Raw genomic sequence first — 13,526 nt, 5'->3', positions numbered from 1 at the left:
ATGCTCTATCTTCAGGTGAATACCGGCTGATCTTCTTGATCGGGATTGAGTTCGATTTCGCCGCGTCCGGCCATATCGAGCGCAAGGTCGGTAATGGCGCGCCGCGCGTCCAGGATCTCGCGCTGATTCGCAGGGATACCGTTTGCCAGTTCGTGATCCACCAGACGACGGGTGCGCGAGGCGAGCGACGACAGAATGAGTTCGCGGAATGTCGTATCCGATCCCTTGAGCGCCATCACCACGCGGTCGGTCGGCACCTGATCGAAGATCAGCATGCGTGCCTTGGCCGTCAGGTTCACGATGTCGTCGAAGGTAAACAGCATGCCCTTCAGAATTTCGGCCGACTTCGGTCGCGATTCGGTGAGGTTCTTCAGCGATTCCTCCATCTGCGTCCGCTCCATCTTGTTGATGATGTCGGCCATGCGCGGATAGGTGTCGGACGCCAGGTTCCGAGCGAAGTTGATCATGAAGTCTTCATGCATCGTTTTCTCGATAATGCCCATGGCATCCTCAACAACAGGCTTGAGGCTGAGCATACGCCGCATCAGGTCGTGCCGGATATCCGGCGGAAGATGACTCATCACGCGGGCCGCACACGCCGGCTTCACCCGCGAGAGAATGAGCGCAGCGGTTTGCGGATGCTCCTTGAGGAGATAGTTGGCGAGCAAGCTTTCCGAGACGAGAGAGATTCGCTCCCAAACTGACTTGGTCTTGTTGCCCAGAACTTCGGAAATGATGTCAGTAATCTGTTCCGGCGGCAGCACGCCGTTCAGCAGCTTCTCCAGCTCACCGACAGTGCCGAAGATATTCGGACCTTCCGAGAAGTTCTGAGCGAATTCCTCGATGATCGCCTCGAGCTCAGGCCCCGAGATGGGCTTGAGCTCAGCCGCAGCGCGCGTGACCAGCTTGATCTCTTCGGGATCGAACTCTCGAAGCAGGCCGCCCGAGAGCTCACGCCCCATGGCCAGCAAAAGGGCTGCCGCTTTTTCGGTGCCACCCAGCGGTTTGATGCTGGTGCCGGCGCGCTTAGCAGGTGCATTGAATGCCATGGGAAAATCTCTTTAAGCGTCCGGATCCCCGGCCGCTCCTCCGACGATTTCCGTCAGCGATACACCGAAACGCGAATTTTCGTCTTCCACGACCACAACCGCACCGCGCGCAACGATGCGTCCGTTGACGACGACTTCGACGGGCTCGCCCACACGGTGATCGAGCGGGATCACTGCGCCACGGCCAAGCTTCATCAGATCCGCGACCGGCATGGTGGCTGAGCCGAGCAGCACCTGCACCGTGACCGGGATGCGCAGGATAGGTTCAAGATTTGTCAGCCGGCTGGTTTCCTCGGCAGCGCGAGCCGCGAGATCTGCCAGTTTGCCGAACGACGCGCCGTCAGCCTTGAGCGGGTCGCTAGCTGTAGCAGTTGCCGCGCTTACTGGATCGATATCGAATGGTTGCTTCATATCCCCTGCCTTCTTGAAAACTCAGATCTTGGCCTAAGCCGGATTTTGCGCCGCAGTGCGAGTATCGATTTCCGCGATGGCCTTGCGCGCCTCGTCGATCTTGTCGCCGAGCGCCTGGACCATTTGCCGTCCGTCCGAACTGAATTCGCGGACCATCAACACCATGTCGTCCACGGTCTCATTGGTCTTGCCGACCACGGCGGTGAACTCGCCCTGATGCGCGCGCAACTTGACGAGTTCACGATGCATCTTGGTGACGCGGATGCTCGTGAAGAGCAGGGCTGCGAAAAGGATGATGTCAACGAGCGAGGATACCATCGATAAATTCCCGTTTTTGGTCGGCCGATTCCTTGACCTGCAGCGAGTAGACACCATTCATCTGGCCGAGCTGGCACCAGAACAGGCGTTGATCATTGCATTCGAGGCGAACCATCGTGTCCGGCGTGGCGTTGAGCTTGAGCACCTGGCCGACGTGAAATTTCGCGACCTCGCCGAGAGTAAACTGTCGCTCTTCGAGAACCGCCTTCAGAACGACTTCAGTCCGCTTGATCTCGCTGTGCAACTGACGGCTCCAGTTCGGATCGGTGGATGCCGACTCACCGGATACGATCTGCGACAGCGCCTGCCGGATCGGATTGAGCGCTGCGTGCGGAATGACGATGAACATCTCGCCGCCGCGATCGAGACCCTGCAACAGAATTTTGGCGCATACAGCCATATTGTTAAGGCGGCCGATCGCGAGATAATCCATGCGCGTCTCGACGCGCTCCAGATTGAACGTCACGTCGGAAGCGCGGTCGAATGACGCCTGCAATGCCTTGCCAAAGCGCTCGAACAGCGACTGCGCAACATGCAGCTCCACATTCGAAAATACCCGCGGCATATCCAGCGGCGGCTCCGCACCATCAGCGCCGAACAGGAGCTCGATCATGGTGTAGACGAAATCGCGATCAAACCCGATCAGGATACGGGCGTCCCAAGCTTGCGCATAGAAGACCGCAGCAATGGCTTCACCCTCGTAGCGATCGAGGATATCGGAGAGACGATCGCTACCGACACTGCTGAGCGAAAAGTACGACTGCGACGGCGACATGGATCGCAGGCTTTCGGCGCAAAGATTCGTCATTTGGTCGAAAATCACATGCAGCATCGGCATGCGTTCGACGGAGATCCCGGCAGCCCCTAGAAGTTGATCTGATCCTTGATCTACGCGTCCTGACTTCACTTCTGACATCAGGCCCGCGCTCCCGCTTTCGCTTGGGGTTCAGCAGTCGCTGCTTTTGCAGGCCCGCCGGAGATGGTTTCGCTTTCGACGACATCGATCGACGGGCGTTCACCGGGGCCGATCATCTTGCGGCCATGTTCGATCGCGATCTGCGGCAAGGCCCCGTTCATGAAGGCGAGCAGTGACTGCTTGACGATCACATACATCCGCGCGCGCTGCTCGCGCACCAGCTTGATCTTGTGGGCCAGCGGCGCGACGAGACCGTAGGACAAGAAGATGCCGGCGAATGTGCCGACCAGAGCCGCGCCGATGAAGCCACCGAGCAATTTCGGGGATTGGTCGAGAGCGCCCATCGCCTTGATGACGCCGAGCACCGCAGCGACGATGCCGAGCGCCGGCAGGCCTTCGGCCACCATCATCAACGAGCCATATGGCTTCATCTTGCTGCGAATGATGGTTTCGATTTCCTCGTCCATCAGCGCTTCGATCTCATGCGGTCGCGCACTCCCCATGATAATCAAACGGAAGTAGTCGCAGATGAAGTGCAGAAGCGGCTCATTGGCGAGAACGGTCGGGAAGGCGGTGAATATTTCTGACGATGATGGATCGTCGATGTGAGCTTCCACCTCGTTGCGGCCCTTGTTCCGCACTTCGCGCATCAGCGAATGCAGAAGCCCCAATAGATCAAGGTAGTGACGCTCCTTTGGCACCGCGACAGTCAACGCCTGCACGGTGGCGCGGCCGGTGTCGACCACGGTTTTCCAGGGATTCGCAATGACATAGGTGCCCAGCGACATCCCCATGATGATGACGAACTCCCAGGGCTGCCATATCACGCTGAGATGCCCGCCCATCGCGGTGAAGCCGCCGATCAGACTGGCGAGTGTGATAATGACACCAAAGAGAATGCTCAAGCGCACCGCTCCAAATTGAGGATACGATTCACTTAGGCACCGATGCTTGCACGAGGCTGACATCGACCTGCGGCGGCCAGCCCCGCGCAAGCTTGTGCGGGGAGTTTGAGGCCAGTCTCGCCGCATGCGCCCGCAGACTGGGAACCCACTGCCGATGGTCTCGACAATCGCAAGCTACCAGCTGATCTCCAAGGACATCGTCAAATCGTTGCAGCAGACGATGGAGAAGCCGGACGTGTCCAAGGACACGGAATACTACCTGTCACACATCCGCAATGTGAAAACGATCGACGAGTTTATCGGCGACTATCGGCTGTTCAACTATGCCATGAAGGCCTTCGGGCTGAGCGACATGACCTATGCCAAGGCGTTCATGCGCAAGGTTCTCACAGAAGGCGTTGCCAGCTCGACCACCTTCGCCAACAAGCTTTCCGACGCCCGCTACCGCGAATTCGCCACCGCATTCGACTTCGCCAAGCTGGGTGACCAGGCAACGAGCACAACCGCCGCGCAGGTCGGCACCGTGGAGAAATACGTTCGGCAACAACTCGAGGAAGACGCCGGATCGCAGAACGAAGGCGTTCGTTTAGCACTCTACTTCGAGCGCAAGGCGCCCAAGATCACCAGCATCTATCAGATTCTCGCAGATCCAGCGCTGCTCAAGGTCGCCCAGATCGCGCAGGGTGTCTCATCGATGACGTCGATGGCGGATGTCGACAAACAAGCGAATATGCTCAGCGCGAAAATCGACATCACGGATTTCCAGACCCCCGAGAAGCTGCAGAAGTTTCTGCAGCGTTTTTCGGTAATGTGGGAGATGGAGAACGGAACGTCCACCGCGCAGTCGGCTTCAAGCACCCTCATCACACAGCCGCTCGAAATGGGCCTCAGCACGGATGTGCTGACCGCCCTGCAGAACCTGAAACTCGGACAATAAAATGCAATCAGCGCTCTATGTCAGCCTCTCGGCCCAGGTCTCGCTTGAGAAGCGGCTCGAAACCATCGCGAACAATATGGCCAATATGAAAACAGCCGCGTTTCGTGCCGACGCCGTGAAATTCGAGACTGCGATGTCACGCGCAGCGACCCAGGCGGTCGCTTTCTCCTCGCCGGGCGAGAATTTCATCTCGCGCAAGGAAGGTGCTATCACCCAGACCGGCAACACGCTGGACGTCGCGGTCACCGGAAACAGCATGGCCGCTTACCCCGGCGGCCCCGATCCTGGCCACACAACGTGGATGGCATTTTCTGGGCCGAACGGCACTGTCTATACGCGCGACGGCCGCATGCAGATCGATATCAACGGGCAGCTTCAGACCCTCACCGGCTATCCAATCCTCGATTCAGGCGGCACGCCGATCATCGTCGATCCTGATGCCGGCCCGCTGACGATCGTACGCGACGGCACCATTTCGCAGGGCCGGATCCAGGTCGGTCAGCTTGGCCTCTTTGACATCGCCTCGGACGCAAAGCTGGAGCGGTTCGGAACTTCGGGCGTGATTCCCAGCAAGCCCGCGACCACCGCGCTCGATTTCGTCACAGTCGGCTTTCAGCAGGGCTATGTCGAAGGATCGAATGTCGATCCTCTGACAGAACTCACACAGATGATGACTGCACAGCGCACCTTCCAGAGCGTCAGCTCATTGATCGACAATTCCGAAAGCACCATGCAGAGCGCCATTCGCACGCTGGGCGATCCAAAAGCCTGATGCCTGATGTGACCGGCGGGAGAGCTCGATGAACGCGCTTGAAAAACTCGAATCGACCATCGCAACCCTGCGCCGAGACGTGCCCACGGTTCGTGTCGGCGGCATGGTGTCCGAGGTGACGCCGACACTTTTTCGCGTCTCCGGCCTGTCGCGCTATGTCAGGCTCGGCGAATTGATCGGACTGGAGATCGACAAGCAGGTTCATCTCGGTGAGGTCGTGCGGATCGATACTGACGGCGTGACGGCCAAACCGTTCGATTCCCATTTTGCTGCCGGCCTCGGCGTTCCCGCCTTCCGAATGCCTCCCAAGACACTGTCCCCACATCCGGCCTGGAAAGGCCGCGTCATCAACGCCCTCGGTGAGCCACTGGATGGCGCCGGCGACATGCCGGTCGGCGAGCGCGAGATGCAAACGGATGCAAATCCCCCGCCGGCTATGAGCCGCTCGCGCGTCAGCAAGCCGCTGCGCACCGGCGTTCGCGTCGTGGATCTCTTCACACCGCTCTGCATCGGCCAGCGCATCGGCGTTTTCGCCGGTTCCGGCGTCGGCAAGACTACCCTTCTTTCGATGCTTGCACGCGGCTCCGGCTTCGACACGGTTGTCACTGCATTGGTCGGCGAACGCGGCCGCGAAGTGCGTGAATTTCTCGAGGAAGCGCTGGTGCATCACAAGTCCCGCGCCATCACGGTTGTCTCGACCAGCGACGAAAGCCCGATGATGCGGCGGCTGGCACCGAAGACGGCCATGACCATCGCCGAATATTTCCGTGATCGCGGCGAATCGGTGCTGCTGATCGTCGATTCGGTGACGCGCTTCGCCCATGCATCGCGCGAAGTCGCACTCGCCACCGGCGAGCCGGCGATCGCACGCGGCTACGCGCCGAGCGTTTTCAGCGAGCTCCCACGACTGCTGGAGCGTTCAGGACCGGGCCTAGAAGGCCAGGGCTGCATCACCGGCGTCTTTGCCGTGCTCGTCGACGGCGACGACCACAACGAGCCCGTGGCAGATACGGTGCGCGGTACACTGGACGGGCACATCATGCTGGACCGTGACGTCGCCGATCAGGGCCGCTATCCCGCCGTCAATGTGCTGTCATCGGTCTCGCGTCTCGGCCAGCATGTGTGGTCCCCGGAGGAAGCCAATCTGGTGCGCAAGCTGCGTGCCATGATCGCGCGTTTCGAAGACACCCGCGACCTTCGCCTGATGGGGGGCTATCAGCCCGGCCGCGACAGCGAACTCGATCAGGCCGTGCAGCTCGTGCCCAAGATCTATGACGTGCTGCAGCAGCACCCGAGCGACCCGTCCTGCGCCGAGCCATTCCAGGAATTGCTCAGCGTGATCAAGACCGCAATCGGGTAACTGCGCTCCGCGCTCTATACGCCCGGGATCGTGTCGAGATTCGCTGCCGCGACGATCGCGCCGGATCGCACGAGGCGAAGCGATTTCTGGATGTCGTCGTGAAAATATCGGTCCTCGTCGAGATGAGCCACCTCGGCCCGAATGCGCTCGCGAACGCTTTCCAGATGATCGCTGGACTTGAGCGGCACATGAAAATCACAGCCTTGTGCGCCCGCCAGCAGCTCGATGGCAATGACGGCCATTGCATTCTCGATCATCGGTAGTAGCCGGCGCGCCGCATGGGCAGCCATCGAGACATGATCTTCCTGATTGGCCGATGTCGGAATCGAATCGACGCTGGCCGGGTAAGCTCGCTGCTTGTTCTCAGATACCAGCGCCGCCGCCGTCACTTGCGCGATCATGAAACCGGAATTAAGCCCCGGCTTCGGTGTCAAGAACGCAGGCACACCGGATAGCACCGGATCCACCAGCATGGCGATCCGGCGCTCTGAGATTGATCCGATCTCACAGATCGCAAGCGCCATCATATCCGCCGCAAAAGCAACCGGCGCCGCATGGAAATTGCCACCGGAGATCGCAATATCGTCGTCGGCAAAGACCAGTGGATTGTCAGAGACGCCATTCGCTTCGGTAAGAAGTGTGGTGGCCGTCTGTCGCAAAACGTCCAGCGCGGCGCCCATCACCTGAGGCTGACAGCGGAGGCAATAAGGATCCTGAACACGGACGTCGCCGGTGCGGTGCGACTCGCGAATCGCGCTGCCGGCGAGAAGTTCCTTCAATGCCTGGGCCGAAACGATCTGTCCTTCATGCTTGCGCAGTTGATGGATGCGCGGATCGAACGGCGTATCCGAGCCACGCGCGGCATCGGTGGACAAAGCACCACTAACGAGCGCTGTCTTGAAAAGAATTTCAGCCTCGAACAATCCCGCAAGTGCATAGGCGGTCGAGAACTGCGTGCCGTTCAGTAGCGCCAGTCCTTCCTTGGCCTGCAGCTCGATCGGCTGCAGACCCGCACTGGCGAGCGCCTCCGTCGCCGGCAATCGCCCGGACTTCGTCAGCGCCTCGCCGACGCCGATCATGACGGACGCCATATGCGCGAGCGGGGCCAGATCGCCGGAGGCACCGACTGATCCCTGCGCGGGCACGATGGGCGTGATGTCATGCGCAATCATGGCGCTGAGCAACTGAACCGTCTCCATGCGAACGCCGGAGAAACCCTGTGCCAGGCTCGCAAGCTTGAGACACATCATCAGCCGCACCACCGGCGCCGGCGCCGGGTCGCCGACGCCCACGCAATGCGACAGCACGATGTTTTTCTGCAGGGCCGTGATGCTTTTGGCTTCTATGCCGACATGAGCAAGCTTTCCGAAGCCTGTATTGATGCCATAGACGGGTTCGCCCTTGGCAACGATCCGGGCAACTGCCGCAACACTGGCATTGATGTGGGGAATACAGCTCTCATCGAGAACTGGTACTGCCCCCCGATAGATCGACCGCCAATCTGCCAGTGTCACCGCACCCGGTGTGAACCGCATCGTCATAAAAGTAACTCCAAGCCGTCCCGTAGATGGCCCAAGGCAACACATCCAACGCTGCGCTTCAATGTTTGCGTGCAACAAAAAGGCCAGCCCTGCGGCTGGCCTTTCAGCTGATCGACAGTCAGGCCGTGCGCTGCGACGTGCAACGCAGCGTCACGTTTGGCTTATGGCTTCCAGCCGCCGCCCGGCAGGTTGCCGTGATAGGGCGTGTTGCGGCAGTGTCCCCACGGACCGCGCCAGTAACCGGGAGGGCAGCCGTTACCCATCACGGGAGCTTCCTGATAGTAGCCGCCCGGGAGCGGGCCGTAATAAGGCGTATAGCGGCAGCCGCCATAGGGACCGCGCCAGCCGTTCGGACCGCAGCCACCCGCAACCGGGATCACGTGCGCTTCGACAGCGACGCTCTGGCCCATCATCGGCGCAGCACTTGCCTGCGTCGAGACGATGAACATGGCGACGAGACATGCCGCCATCAGGTGCAGAATTTTGGTCATTCTATTCCTCTCGATGAGTTGAAGATCATTCGGCCCCGACGAAAGCGTCTCCGTCTTGCCGCGCGATGCGCAACCCGAAGATGCGTTGGTCTCCATTCTGCTTAGAGGCACGGGATACCGTTGGCAATTCCGTTCTATCAATGCACCGGCACAACCCGCTCGGTTAGTTATCCGCCCGTTAAGAACGCCGAACGGAGCTGCCGCATGAAGTACTTCATCAGTGTAGTTCCCTTTAAACAAAGCTGCGGCGACGTGTTGGAGCTATTCCAGAGACTGGAACCCTGCATCTGGTCCCACTGCGATCGAAGTGCTGCGGCACGAGCGACTTCAATTGCTGTAAGGCTTTTGCATGATAGCCGAGTTGCGTGGAACTCGGTTCTCGCGCTACCACCTGCCGCCGCGCAATCGCTTGATGAAAGACACCCGTGCTTCCCTGGAAACTGATCGATACGACCGAAGTACCCGGCGGCGGCGTGCCGCTGCGCCTGATGCAGCGCGGGCACGAGTTCACCATCAAGCTCGGCCAGAACGAATTGATGAGCAGTCGGCTGTTCGGCTCCGAGGAAGCGCTGGCGACGCTCACCTGCTTTCGCCTCAAGGACATGAAGGCGCCGCGGCTTTTGATCGGCGGTTATGGTATGGGCTTTACATTGCGCGCGGCGCTAAAGGTGCTCGGCCCGAAAGCGAAGATCACCGTAGTCGAACTGGTCCCCGCAATCGTCGCCTGGGCGCGTGGCCCAATGGCTGAGCTGTCTGGCGACAGCCTGACTGATCCGCGTGTGGAGATTGTCGAAGGCGATGTCGTTAAAGCCATCGCCGGTGCACGCGGCAAGTATGATGCGATCCTGCTCGACGTCGACAACGGGCCCGAAGGCCTGACGCGAAAATCGAACGATGCGCTCTATGACCTGAAAGGGTTGCGCGCGGCCCAGGCTGCGCTCAGTCCGGGCGGCGTGCTGGCCGTCTGGTCGTCATTTCCATATGACAAATTCACTGCCCTCCTCGGCAAAGCAGGTTTCAACGCCGAGGAAATCAAGATCCGCGCCACCGGCACACGCGGTGGCGCCCGTCATGTCATCTGGCTGGCGACGAAGCCAAAAACATAGCCGTCGCCGCCATGAAGATGGGTCTTAATAGGCAACCGAACGCCGACTGCGGCGCGGTTCGCTATAGGGCTGCGGGCTGAACGCCAGACGCGGATTGACGATGCAGTCGACGCCGCGACCCGATGCGGTGGCCTGGCACGCCTCATAGCTCGGATAGGAACAATCGGTCCCGAAAGCCTGCGACTGGATGCAATAGGGATAGGTCGGGGCGGCAACTGCAGGGCTGGAAGCCATGGCCGAAACACCACCAACGGCCAGCACGGCCAGCATCAGATTACGCATCATCTCTTCTCCTCCGCGGCAGCGGTCCTGTGACATCTCCAGAAAGCAACAGAGCCTGCGGATGAACGTTCCCGCAGACTCCGGTACATCCCGGTCTCGTGATCACACGCTGGCGCTGGCGTCATCACGAGGGTTAGACACCATAGTGCCGCATGGGTTCATTCGACCTTAAGGCCCGCGGCCTTGACCACTTTCTCCCACTTCTCGGTCTCCGAGACGATCATCTTGCCAAAGGCTTCCGGCGGTCCGATCAGCGGCTCGCCGCCGAGATCGATCAGCTTGGCCTTGACTGCCGGATCGGCCAGCACCGCATTTACGTCCGCGTTGAGCTTGGCGATAATCTCTGGCGGAGTCTTCTTCGGCGCACCCATGCCGAACAAAGCGCTGGCCTCATAACCCGGCACGGTTTCCGCGACGGTCGGCACATCGGGTAACAGCGACGACTTCTCTGTGGTCGTCACCGCCAGCGCACGAAGGCTGCCCGAGCGGATATGCTGGATGATTGACGGCATGTTGTCGAAGATCACCTGGACCTGACCGCCGAGCATATCAGTGATCGCTGGCGCAGCACCGCGATAGGGCACATGCTGCATCTTGGCGCCTGACAGCATCATGAACATCTCGCCGGACAGATGCACCGAGGTGCCGTTACCCGACGACGCCATGTTCACCTTGCCCGGATTGGCCTTCACATAGGCGATGAATTCCCCAACGGTCTTCGCTGTGATGTCCTTGTTAACGGTCATCACATTGGCAGTGCGATGGAAGGCGGCGACAGGCGCGATATCACGCACGAAATTGAAGCTTAGCTTCCCATAAAGCGTCGCGTTGATGTAGTTTGCCGGATTGACCAGCAGGATGGTGTAGCCGTCGGGTTCTGCATTCACGACAGATTCGGTGCCGATATTGTTGCCGGCTCCCGGCTTGTTCTCGACGACGAATTGCTGACCGGTTCGCTCGGATAGCTTTTGCCCGATCAGGCGGGCCAGAATATCGGTTGCACCACCAGCAGGATAGCCGACAACGAAACGTACTGGCCGCGTCGGATAATCCACGGCCAGCGCCGAGCTGACAGGAACGAGAGCGGTTGCAGTAAAAGCAGAAAAGCCAAGCGCAATCAGACCGATCGCGGCACGACGTGACGTCATATTTTATTCCCTCCGGCTGCCGCAACTTTGCGCGCGGTCAGCGTGTGTTGAATTGACAACGGCCGTATCTACCAAACAATTCAACTATCGACCAGTGCGACACTACTGCGGCACCAGCCCAAAGAAACGTCAAGGCAAGCCAAGGACCATTCATGTCCCTCACCGTCACGGCCCTCGATCATCTCGTCCTGAATGTCACTGATGTTCAGCGTTCCGCCACCTGGTATCAACGCGTCCTGGGCATGGAGGTGAAGGTGTTCGATCCCGGTCCGGGCAAGTCGCCGCGCACATCGGTGAGTTTTGGCGTGCAAAAGATCAATCTGCGGCCAGTCGGTGCCGATAAGGTCGAGTGGTTCACGGCGGATCATGAGATGGCCGGCAGCGACGACCTCTGTTTTCTCACTGCATCGCCGCCCAGCGCCGTGGTCGCGCATCTCGGCGCTTGCGGTGTCGCGATCGAGGAAGGCCCGGTGGCCAAACAGGGCGCGCGGGGCACCTTACGCTCGGTCTATTGCCGGGATCCCGATGGCAGCCTGATTGAAATTTCATCTTACGAAATAGGCTGAGCCTGCATGCCGGGGCAGTTTGCGCCGCGCCGCCGCCGATGGCACAACATCTTCCGTAAAAACAAGAATAAGAAAGCCGCACCGCACAAGCGGTCGCTCCGGCGGCTTTCGACGGAGGATGCATGCCCCACCCCGCGACAAATCCCGCCATGATTCCCGGTTCGATCGGCCCGTTCGACGGCATGGACGTGCCGTCGCTGCTGCGCATGCGTGCCGAAACGCGGCGCGATCATCCCTTCATCATCTGGTCGCCGTTCGATGCACCGGCACGGCCATGGACCTATGGCGAGTTTCACGATCGCGTCGGCGCACTGTCCGCAGGACTTGCCAGACGCGGTATCGTCCAGGGCGACTATGTGCTGATCCATCTCGACAATTGCGTCGAGATGCTGCTGGCCTGGTTCGCCTGCGTCGAACTCGGCGCCATCGCGGTCACCACGAATACCCGCTCGTCAGCCGCCGAGATCGAATATTTCGCCGATCATTGCGGCGCCGTCGCCGCGATCACCCAGCCATCCTATGCCGAAATCGTCGCCGCTAATTGCCGCAAGCTGCGCTGGATCGCGGTGACGTCGCACAACGCCGGCGCGTCGGCCGACGGCCATGCTGTGGGCAAGGCTGAGCGGTTCGAATCCCTGTTCGCCGACAGCGCCGATCGTCCGCGCCGCCCTGTCGATCCCTGGGCGCATTGCAGCGTGCAATATACGTCGGGCACGACGTCGCGGCCCAAGGCCGTACTGTGGACCCACGCCAATGCTTTATGGGGCGGCAAGGTGAACGCTGCGCATCAGGACCTGCATGCGTTCGATACGCATATGACCTATCTGCCGCTATTCCATACCAATGCGCTGGCCTATTCGATGTTGGCGACGCTGTGGGTCGGCGCCTCCATCGTGCTCCAGCCGCGCTTCTCCGCGCGCCGGTTCTGGTCCGTCGCCCTCGAACATCGCGCGACCTGGCTTTCGACGATTCCGTTCTGCTTGAAGGCGCTGCTCGAGCACGATGTACCGAAACATCATTTCCGGCTGTGGGGTGCGTCGTTCTGCGACCCGCCGGCCTTCGCCAAATTCGGCGTCAAGATCATCGGCTGGTGGGGCATGACCGAGACCATTACTCACGGCATCATCGGCGAGGTCGACCAGCCTAATACGCCCATGGCTATCGGCCGCGCCGCAACCGAATATGGCATTCGCGTCACCAATGACGACGGCACGCCGACCGCCGTGGGCGAGACTGGCAACCTCACGATCAAGGGCATTCCCGGCCTGTCGCTGTTCAAGGAGTATCTCCACAACGAAGCCGCGACCTCAGACAGTTTCGACACCAACGGCTTCTTCATCACCGGCGACCGCGTCACGCTGCTGGAGCGCGGCTATATCAAGTTCGGCGATCGCGCCAAGGACATGCTGAAGGTCGGCGGCGAGAACGTCGCGGCGTCCGAGATCGAGCAGGTTGTCATCACCGTGCCCGGCGTGCGCGAAGCTGCCGTCGTCGGCAAGAAACATCCCATGCTGGATGAAGTGCCGGTGGTCTTCATCATTCCCCATACCGGCGTGGCGCAGGTGCCCCCGGCGCTGCATGACAATGTCATGGCGGCCTGCAAGAGCGGTCTGGCGGATTTCAAGGTGCCGCGTGAAATCCACTTCGTCGACGAGATGCCGCGTTCAACTCTGGAGAAAGTCGCCAAGGCCGAGTTGCGCAAGCTGCTGGCCTGAGACGAACGA

Annotated in this window: 15 protein-coding genes; 6 read left to right on the top strand and 9 right to left on the bottom strand. The window is 60.3% G+C overall.

Annotation, left to right across the window (positions count from 1 at the left end; genetic code table 11):
• Positions 1–11 precede the first annotated feature (11 nt).
• The 5 genes from AB8A33_RS28045 to motA are packed head-to-tail and all read right to left on the bottom strand — an operon-like array spanning position 12 to position 3,599.
• Entirely contained in the window at positions 12–1,049 is a 1,038-nt protein-coding gene (locus AB8A33_RS28045; RefSeq protein WP_093757676.1) for a flagellar motor switch protein FliG, read from the bottom strand.
• Between the two features lie 12 nt (positions 1,050–1,061).
• Positions 1,062–1,460 carry a flagellar motor switch protein FliN gene (gene fliN, locus AB8A33_RS28040; RefSeq protein ID WP_175369216.1) on the bottom strand — a complete coding sequence of 133 codons (399 nt, stop codon included), beginning with the start codon at positions 1,458–1,460 and terminating at the stop codon, positions 1,062–1,064.
• Positions 1,461–1,493: 33 nt separating this feature from the next.
• Positions 1,494–1,778, bottom strand: coding sequence for a hypothetical protein (locus AB8A33_RS28035; protein WP_093757678.1), 285 nt, complete (start codon positions 1,776–1,778; stop codon positions 1,494–1,496).
• Positions 1,759–2,694 carry a FliM/FliN family flagellar motor switch protein gene (locus AB8A33_RS28030; protein WP_068729903.1) on the bottom strand — a complete coding sequence of 312 codons (936 nt, stop codon included), beginning with the start codon at positions 2,692–2,694 and terminating at the stop codon, positions 1,759–1,761. The genes AB8A33_RS28035 and AB8A33_RS28030 overlap by 20 nt, the downstream gene beginning before the upstream one ends.
• A complete protein-coding gene (motA, locus tag AB8A33_RS28025; protein ID WP_439095741.1) occupies positions 2,694–3,599 on the bottom strand; it encodes a flagellar motor stator protein MotA in 906 nt (301 codons plus the stop codon). Before motA ends, AB8A33_RS28030 begins: the two co-directional genes overlap by 1 nt.
• Before the next feature lie 154 nt (positions 3,600–3,753).
• Here motA and AB8A33_RS28020 point away from each other — a divergent pair, with 154 nt between their 5' ends.
• From AB8A33_RS28020 to fliI, 3 genes are read left to right on the top strand one after another with little or no spacing between them, the layout of a single operon-like run.
• The gene (locus AB8A33_RS28020) at positions 3,754–4,536 is read left to right on the top strand and encodes a DUF1217 domain-containing protein (protein WP_439095740.1); all 783 of its coding nucleotides are present in this window, start codon (positions 3,754–3,756) and stop codon (positions 4,534–4,536) included.
• A 1-nt stretch (position 4,537) separates the two neighbouring features.
• Complete coding sequence (gene flgF / locus AB8A33_RS28015) at positions 4,538–5,308, top strand: flagellar basal-body rod protein FlgF (RefSeq protein ID WP_439095739.1); 771 nt, start codon at positions 4,538–4,540, stop codon at positions 5,306–5,308.
• A gap of 28 nt (positions 5,309–5,336) precedes the next feature.
• Positions 5,337–6,668 carry a flagellar protein export ATPase FliI gene (gene fliI, locus AB8A33_RS28010; protein WP_439095738.1) on the top strand — a complete coding sequence of 444 codons (1,332 nt, stop codon included), beginning with the start codon at positions 5,337–5,339 and terminating at the stop codon, positions 6,666–6,668.
• A 14-nt stretch (positions 6,669–6,682) separates the two neighbouring features.
• Here the strand turns inward: fliI and hutH are convergent, their stop codons facing one another.
• Positions 6,683–8,209: a histidine ammonia-lyase gene (gene hutH, locus AB8A33_RS28005; protein ID WP_439095737.1), complete on the bottom strand. Its 1,527-nt coding sequence runs from the start codon at positions 8,207–8,209 to the stop codon at positions 6,683–6,685.
• A gap of 161 nt (positions 8,210–8,370) precedes the next feature.
• Positions 8,371–8,700 carry a GCG_CRPN prefix-to-repeats domain-containing protein gene (locus tag AB8A33_RS28000; RefSeq protein ID WP_439095736.1) on the bottom strand — a complete coding sequence of 110 codons (330 nt, stop codon included), beginning with the start codon at positions 8,698–8,700 and terminating at the stop codon, positions 8,371–8,373.
• Between the two features lie 425 nt (positions 8,701–9,125).
• Here AB8A33_RS28000 and AB8A33_RS27995 point away from each other — a divergent pair, with 425 nt between their 5' ends.
• The gene (locus AB8A33_RS27995) at positions 9,126–9,806 is read left to right on the top strand and encodes a spermidine synthase (RefSeq protein WP_439095735.1); all 681 of its coding nucleotides are present in this window, start codon (positions 9,126–9,128) and stop codon (positions 9,804–9,806) included.
• A gap of 24 nt (positions 9,807–9,830) precedes the next feature.
• Here the strand turns inward: AB8A33_RS27995 and AB8A33_RS27990 are convergent, their stop codons facing one another.
• Both AB8A33_RS27990 and AB8A33_RS27985 read right to left on the bottom strand, forming a co-directional pair.
• Positions 9,831–10,091 (bottom strand): DUF3551 domain-containing protein, encoded by a 261-nt coding sequence (locus AB8A33_RS27990; RefSeq protein ID WP_439095734.1) that lies wholly within the window; start codon positions 10,089–10,091, stop codon positions 9,831–9,833.
• 155 nt (positions 10,092–10,246) lie between these two features.
• Positions 10,247–11,236 (bottom strand): Bug family tripartite tricarboxylate transporter substrate binding protein, encoded by a 990-nt coding sequence (locus AB8A33_RS27985; RefSeq protein ID WP_439095733.1) that lies wholly within the window; start codon positions 11,234–11,236, stop codon positions 10,247–10,249.
• 152 nt (positions 11,237–11,388) lie between these two features.
• Between AB8A33_RS27985 and AB8A33_RS27980 the strand changes: the two genes are divergently transcribed.
• Both AB8A33_RS27980 and AB8A33_RS27975 read left to right on the top strand, forming a co-directional pair.
• The gene (locus tag AB8A33_RS27980) at positions 11,389–11,802 is read left to right on the top strand and encodes a VOC family protein (protein WP_439095732.1); all 414 of its coding nucleotides are present in this window, start codon (positions 11,389–11,391) and stop codon (positions 11,800–11,802) included.
• A 122-nt stretch (positions 11,803–11,924) separates the two neighbouring features.
• On the top strand, positions 11,925–13,517 hold the full coding sequence (locus AB8A33_RS27975; RefSeq protein WP_439095731.1) for an AMP-binding protein: 1,593 nt from the start codon (positions 11,925–11,927) through the stop codon (positions 13,515–13,517).
• The last annotated feature ends 9 nt before the right edge of the window (positions 13,518–13,526 follow it).

Origin of the sequence: Tardiphaga sp. 813_E8_N1_3, from assembly GCF_051811025.1 — a bacterium.
Classification (GTDB): Bacteria; Pseudomonadota; Alphaproteobacteria; order Rhizobiales; family Xanthobacteraceae; genus Tardiphaga.
This window is presented reverse-complemented; position numbering and strand designations above follow the sequence as displayed.

Bases quoted from the DNA above. Each gene is read 5' to 3' on its own strand.
- AB8A33_RS28000 (WP_439095736.1), bottom strand. From the start codon at position 8,700: ATGACCAAAATTCTGCACCTGATGGCGGCATGTCTCGTCGCCATGTTC.
- AB8A33_RS28030 (WP_068729903.1), bottom strand. From the start codon at position 2,694: ATGTCAGAAGTGAAGTCAGGACGCGTAGATCAAGGATCAGATCAACTT.
- AB8A33_RS27990 (WP_439095734.1), bottom strand. From the start codon at position 10,091: ATGATGCGTAATCTGATGCTGGCCGTGCTGGCCGTTGGTGGTGTTTCG.
- flgF (WP_439095739.1), top strand. From the start codon at position 4,538: ATGCAATCAGCGCTCTATGTCAGCCTCTCGGCCCAGGTCTCGCTTGAG.
- AB8A33_RS27985 (WP_439095733.1), bottom strand. From the start codon at position 11,236: ATGACGTCACGTCGTGCCGCGATCGGTCTGATTGCGCTTGGCTTTTCT.
- AB8A33_RS28045 (WP_093757676.1), bottom strand. From the start codon at position 1,049: ATGGCATTCAATGCACCTGCTAAGCGCGCCGGCACCAGCATCAAACCG.
- hutH (WP_439095737.1), bottom strand. From the start codon at position 8,209: ATGACGATGCGGTTCACACCGGGTGCGGTGACACTGGCAGATTGGCGG.
- AB8A33_RS28035 (WP_093757678.1), bottom strand. From the start codon at position 1,778: ATGGTATCCTCGCTCGTTGACATCATCCTTTTCGCAGCCCTGCTCTTC.
- fliN (WP_175369216.1), bottom strand. From the start codon at position 1,460: ATGAAGCAACCATTCGATATCGATCCAGTAAGCGCGGCAACTGCTACA.
- AB8A33_RS28020 (WP_439095740.1), top strand. From the start codon at position 3,754: ATGGTCTCGACAATCGCAAGCTACCAGCTGATCTCCAAGGACATCGTC.
- AB8A33_RS27975 (WP_439095731.1), top strand. From the start codon at position 11,925: ATGCCCCACCCCGCGACAAATCCCGCCATGATTCCCGGTTCGATCGGC.
- fliI (WP_439095738.1), top strand. From the start codon at position 5,337: ATGAACGCGCTTGAAAAACTCGAATCGACCATCGCAACCCTGCGCCGA.
- AB8A33_RS27980 (WP_439095732.1), top strand. From the start codon at position 11,389: ATGTCCCTCACCGTCACGGCCCTCGATCATCTCGTCCTGAATGTCACT.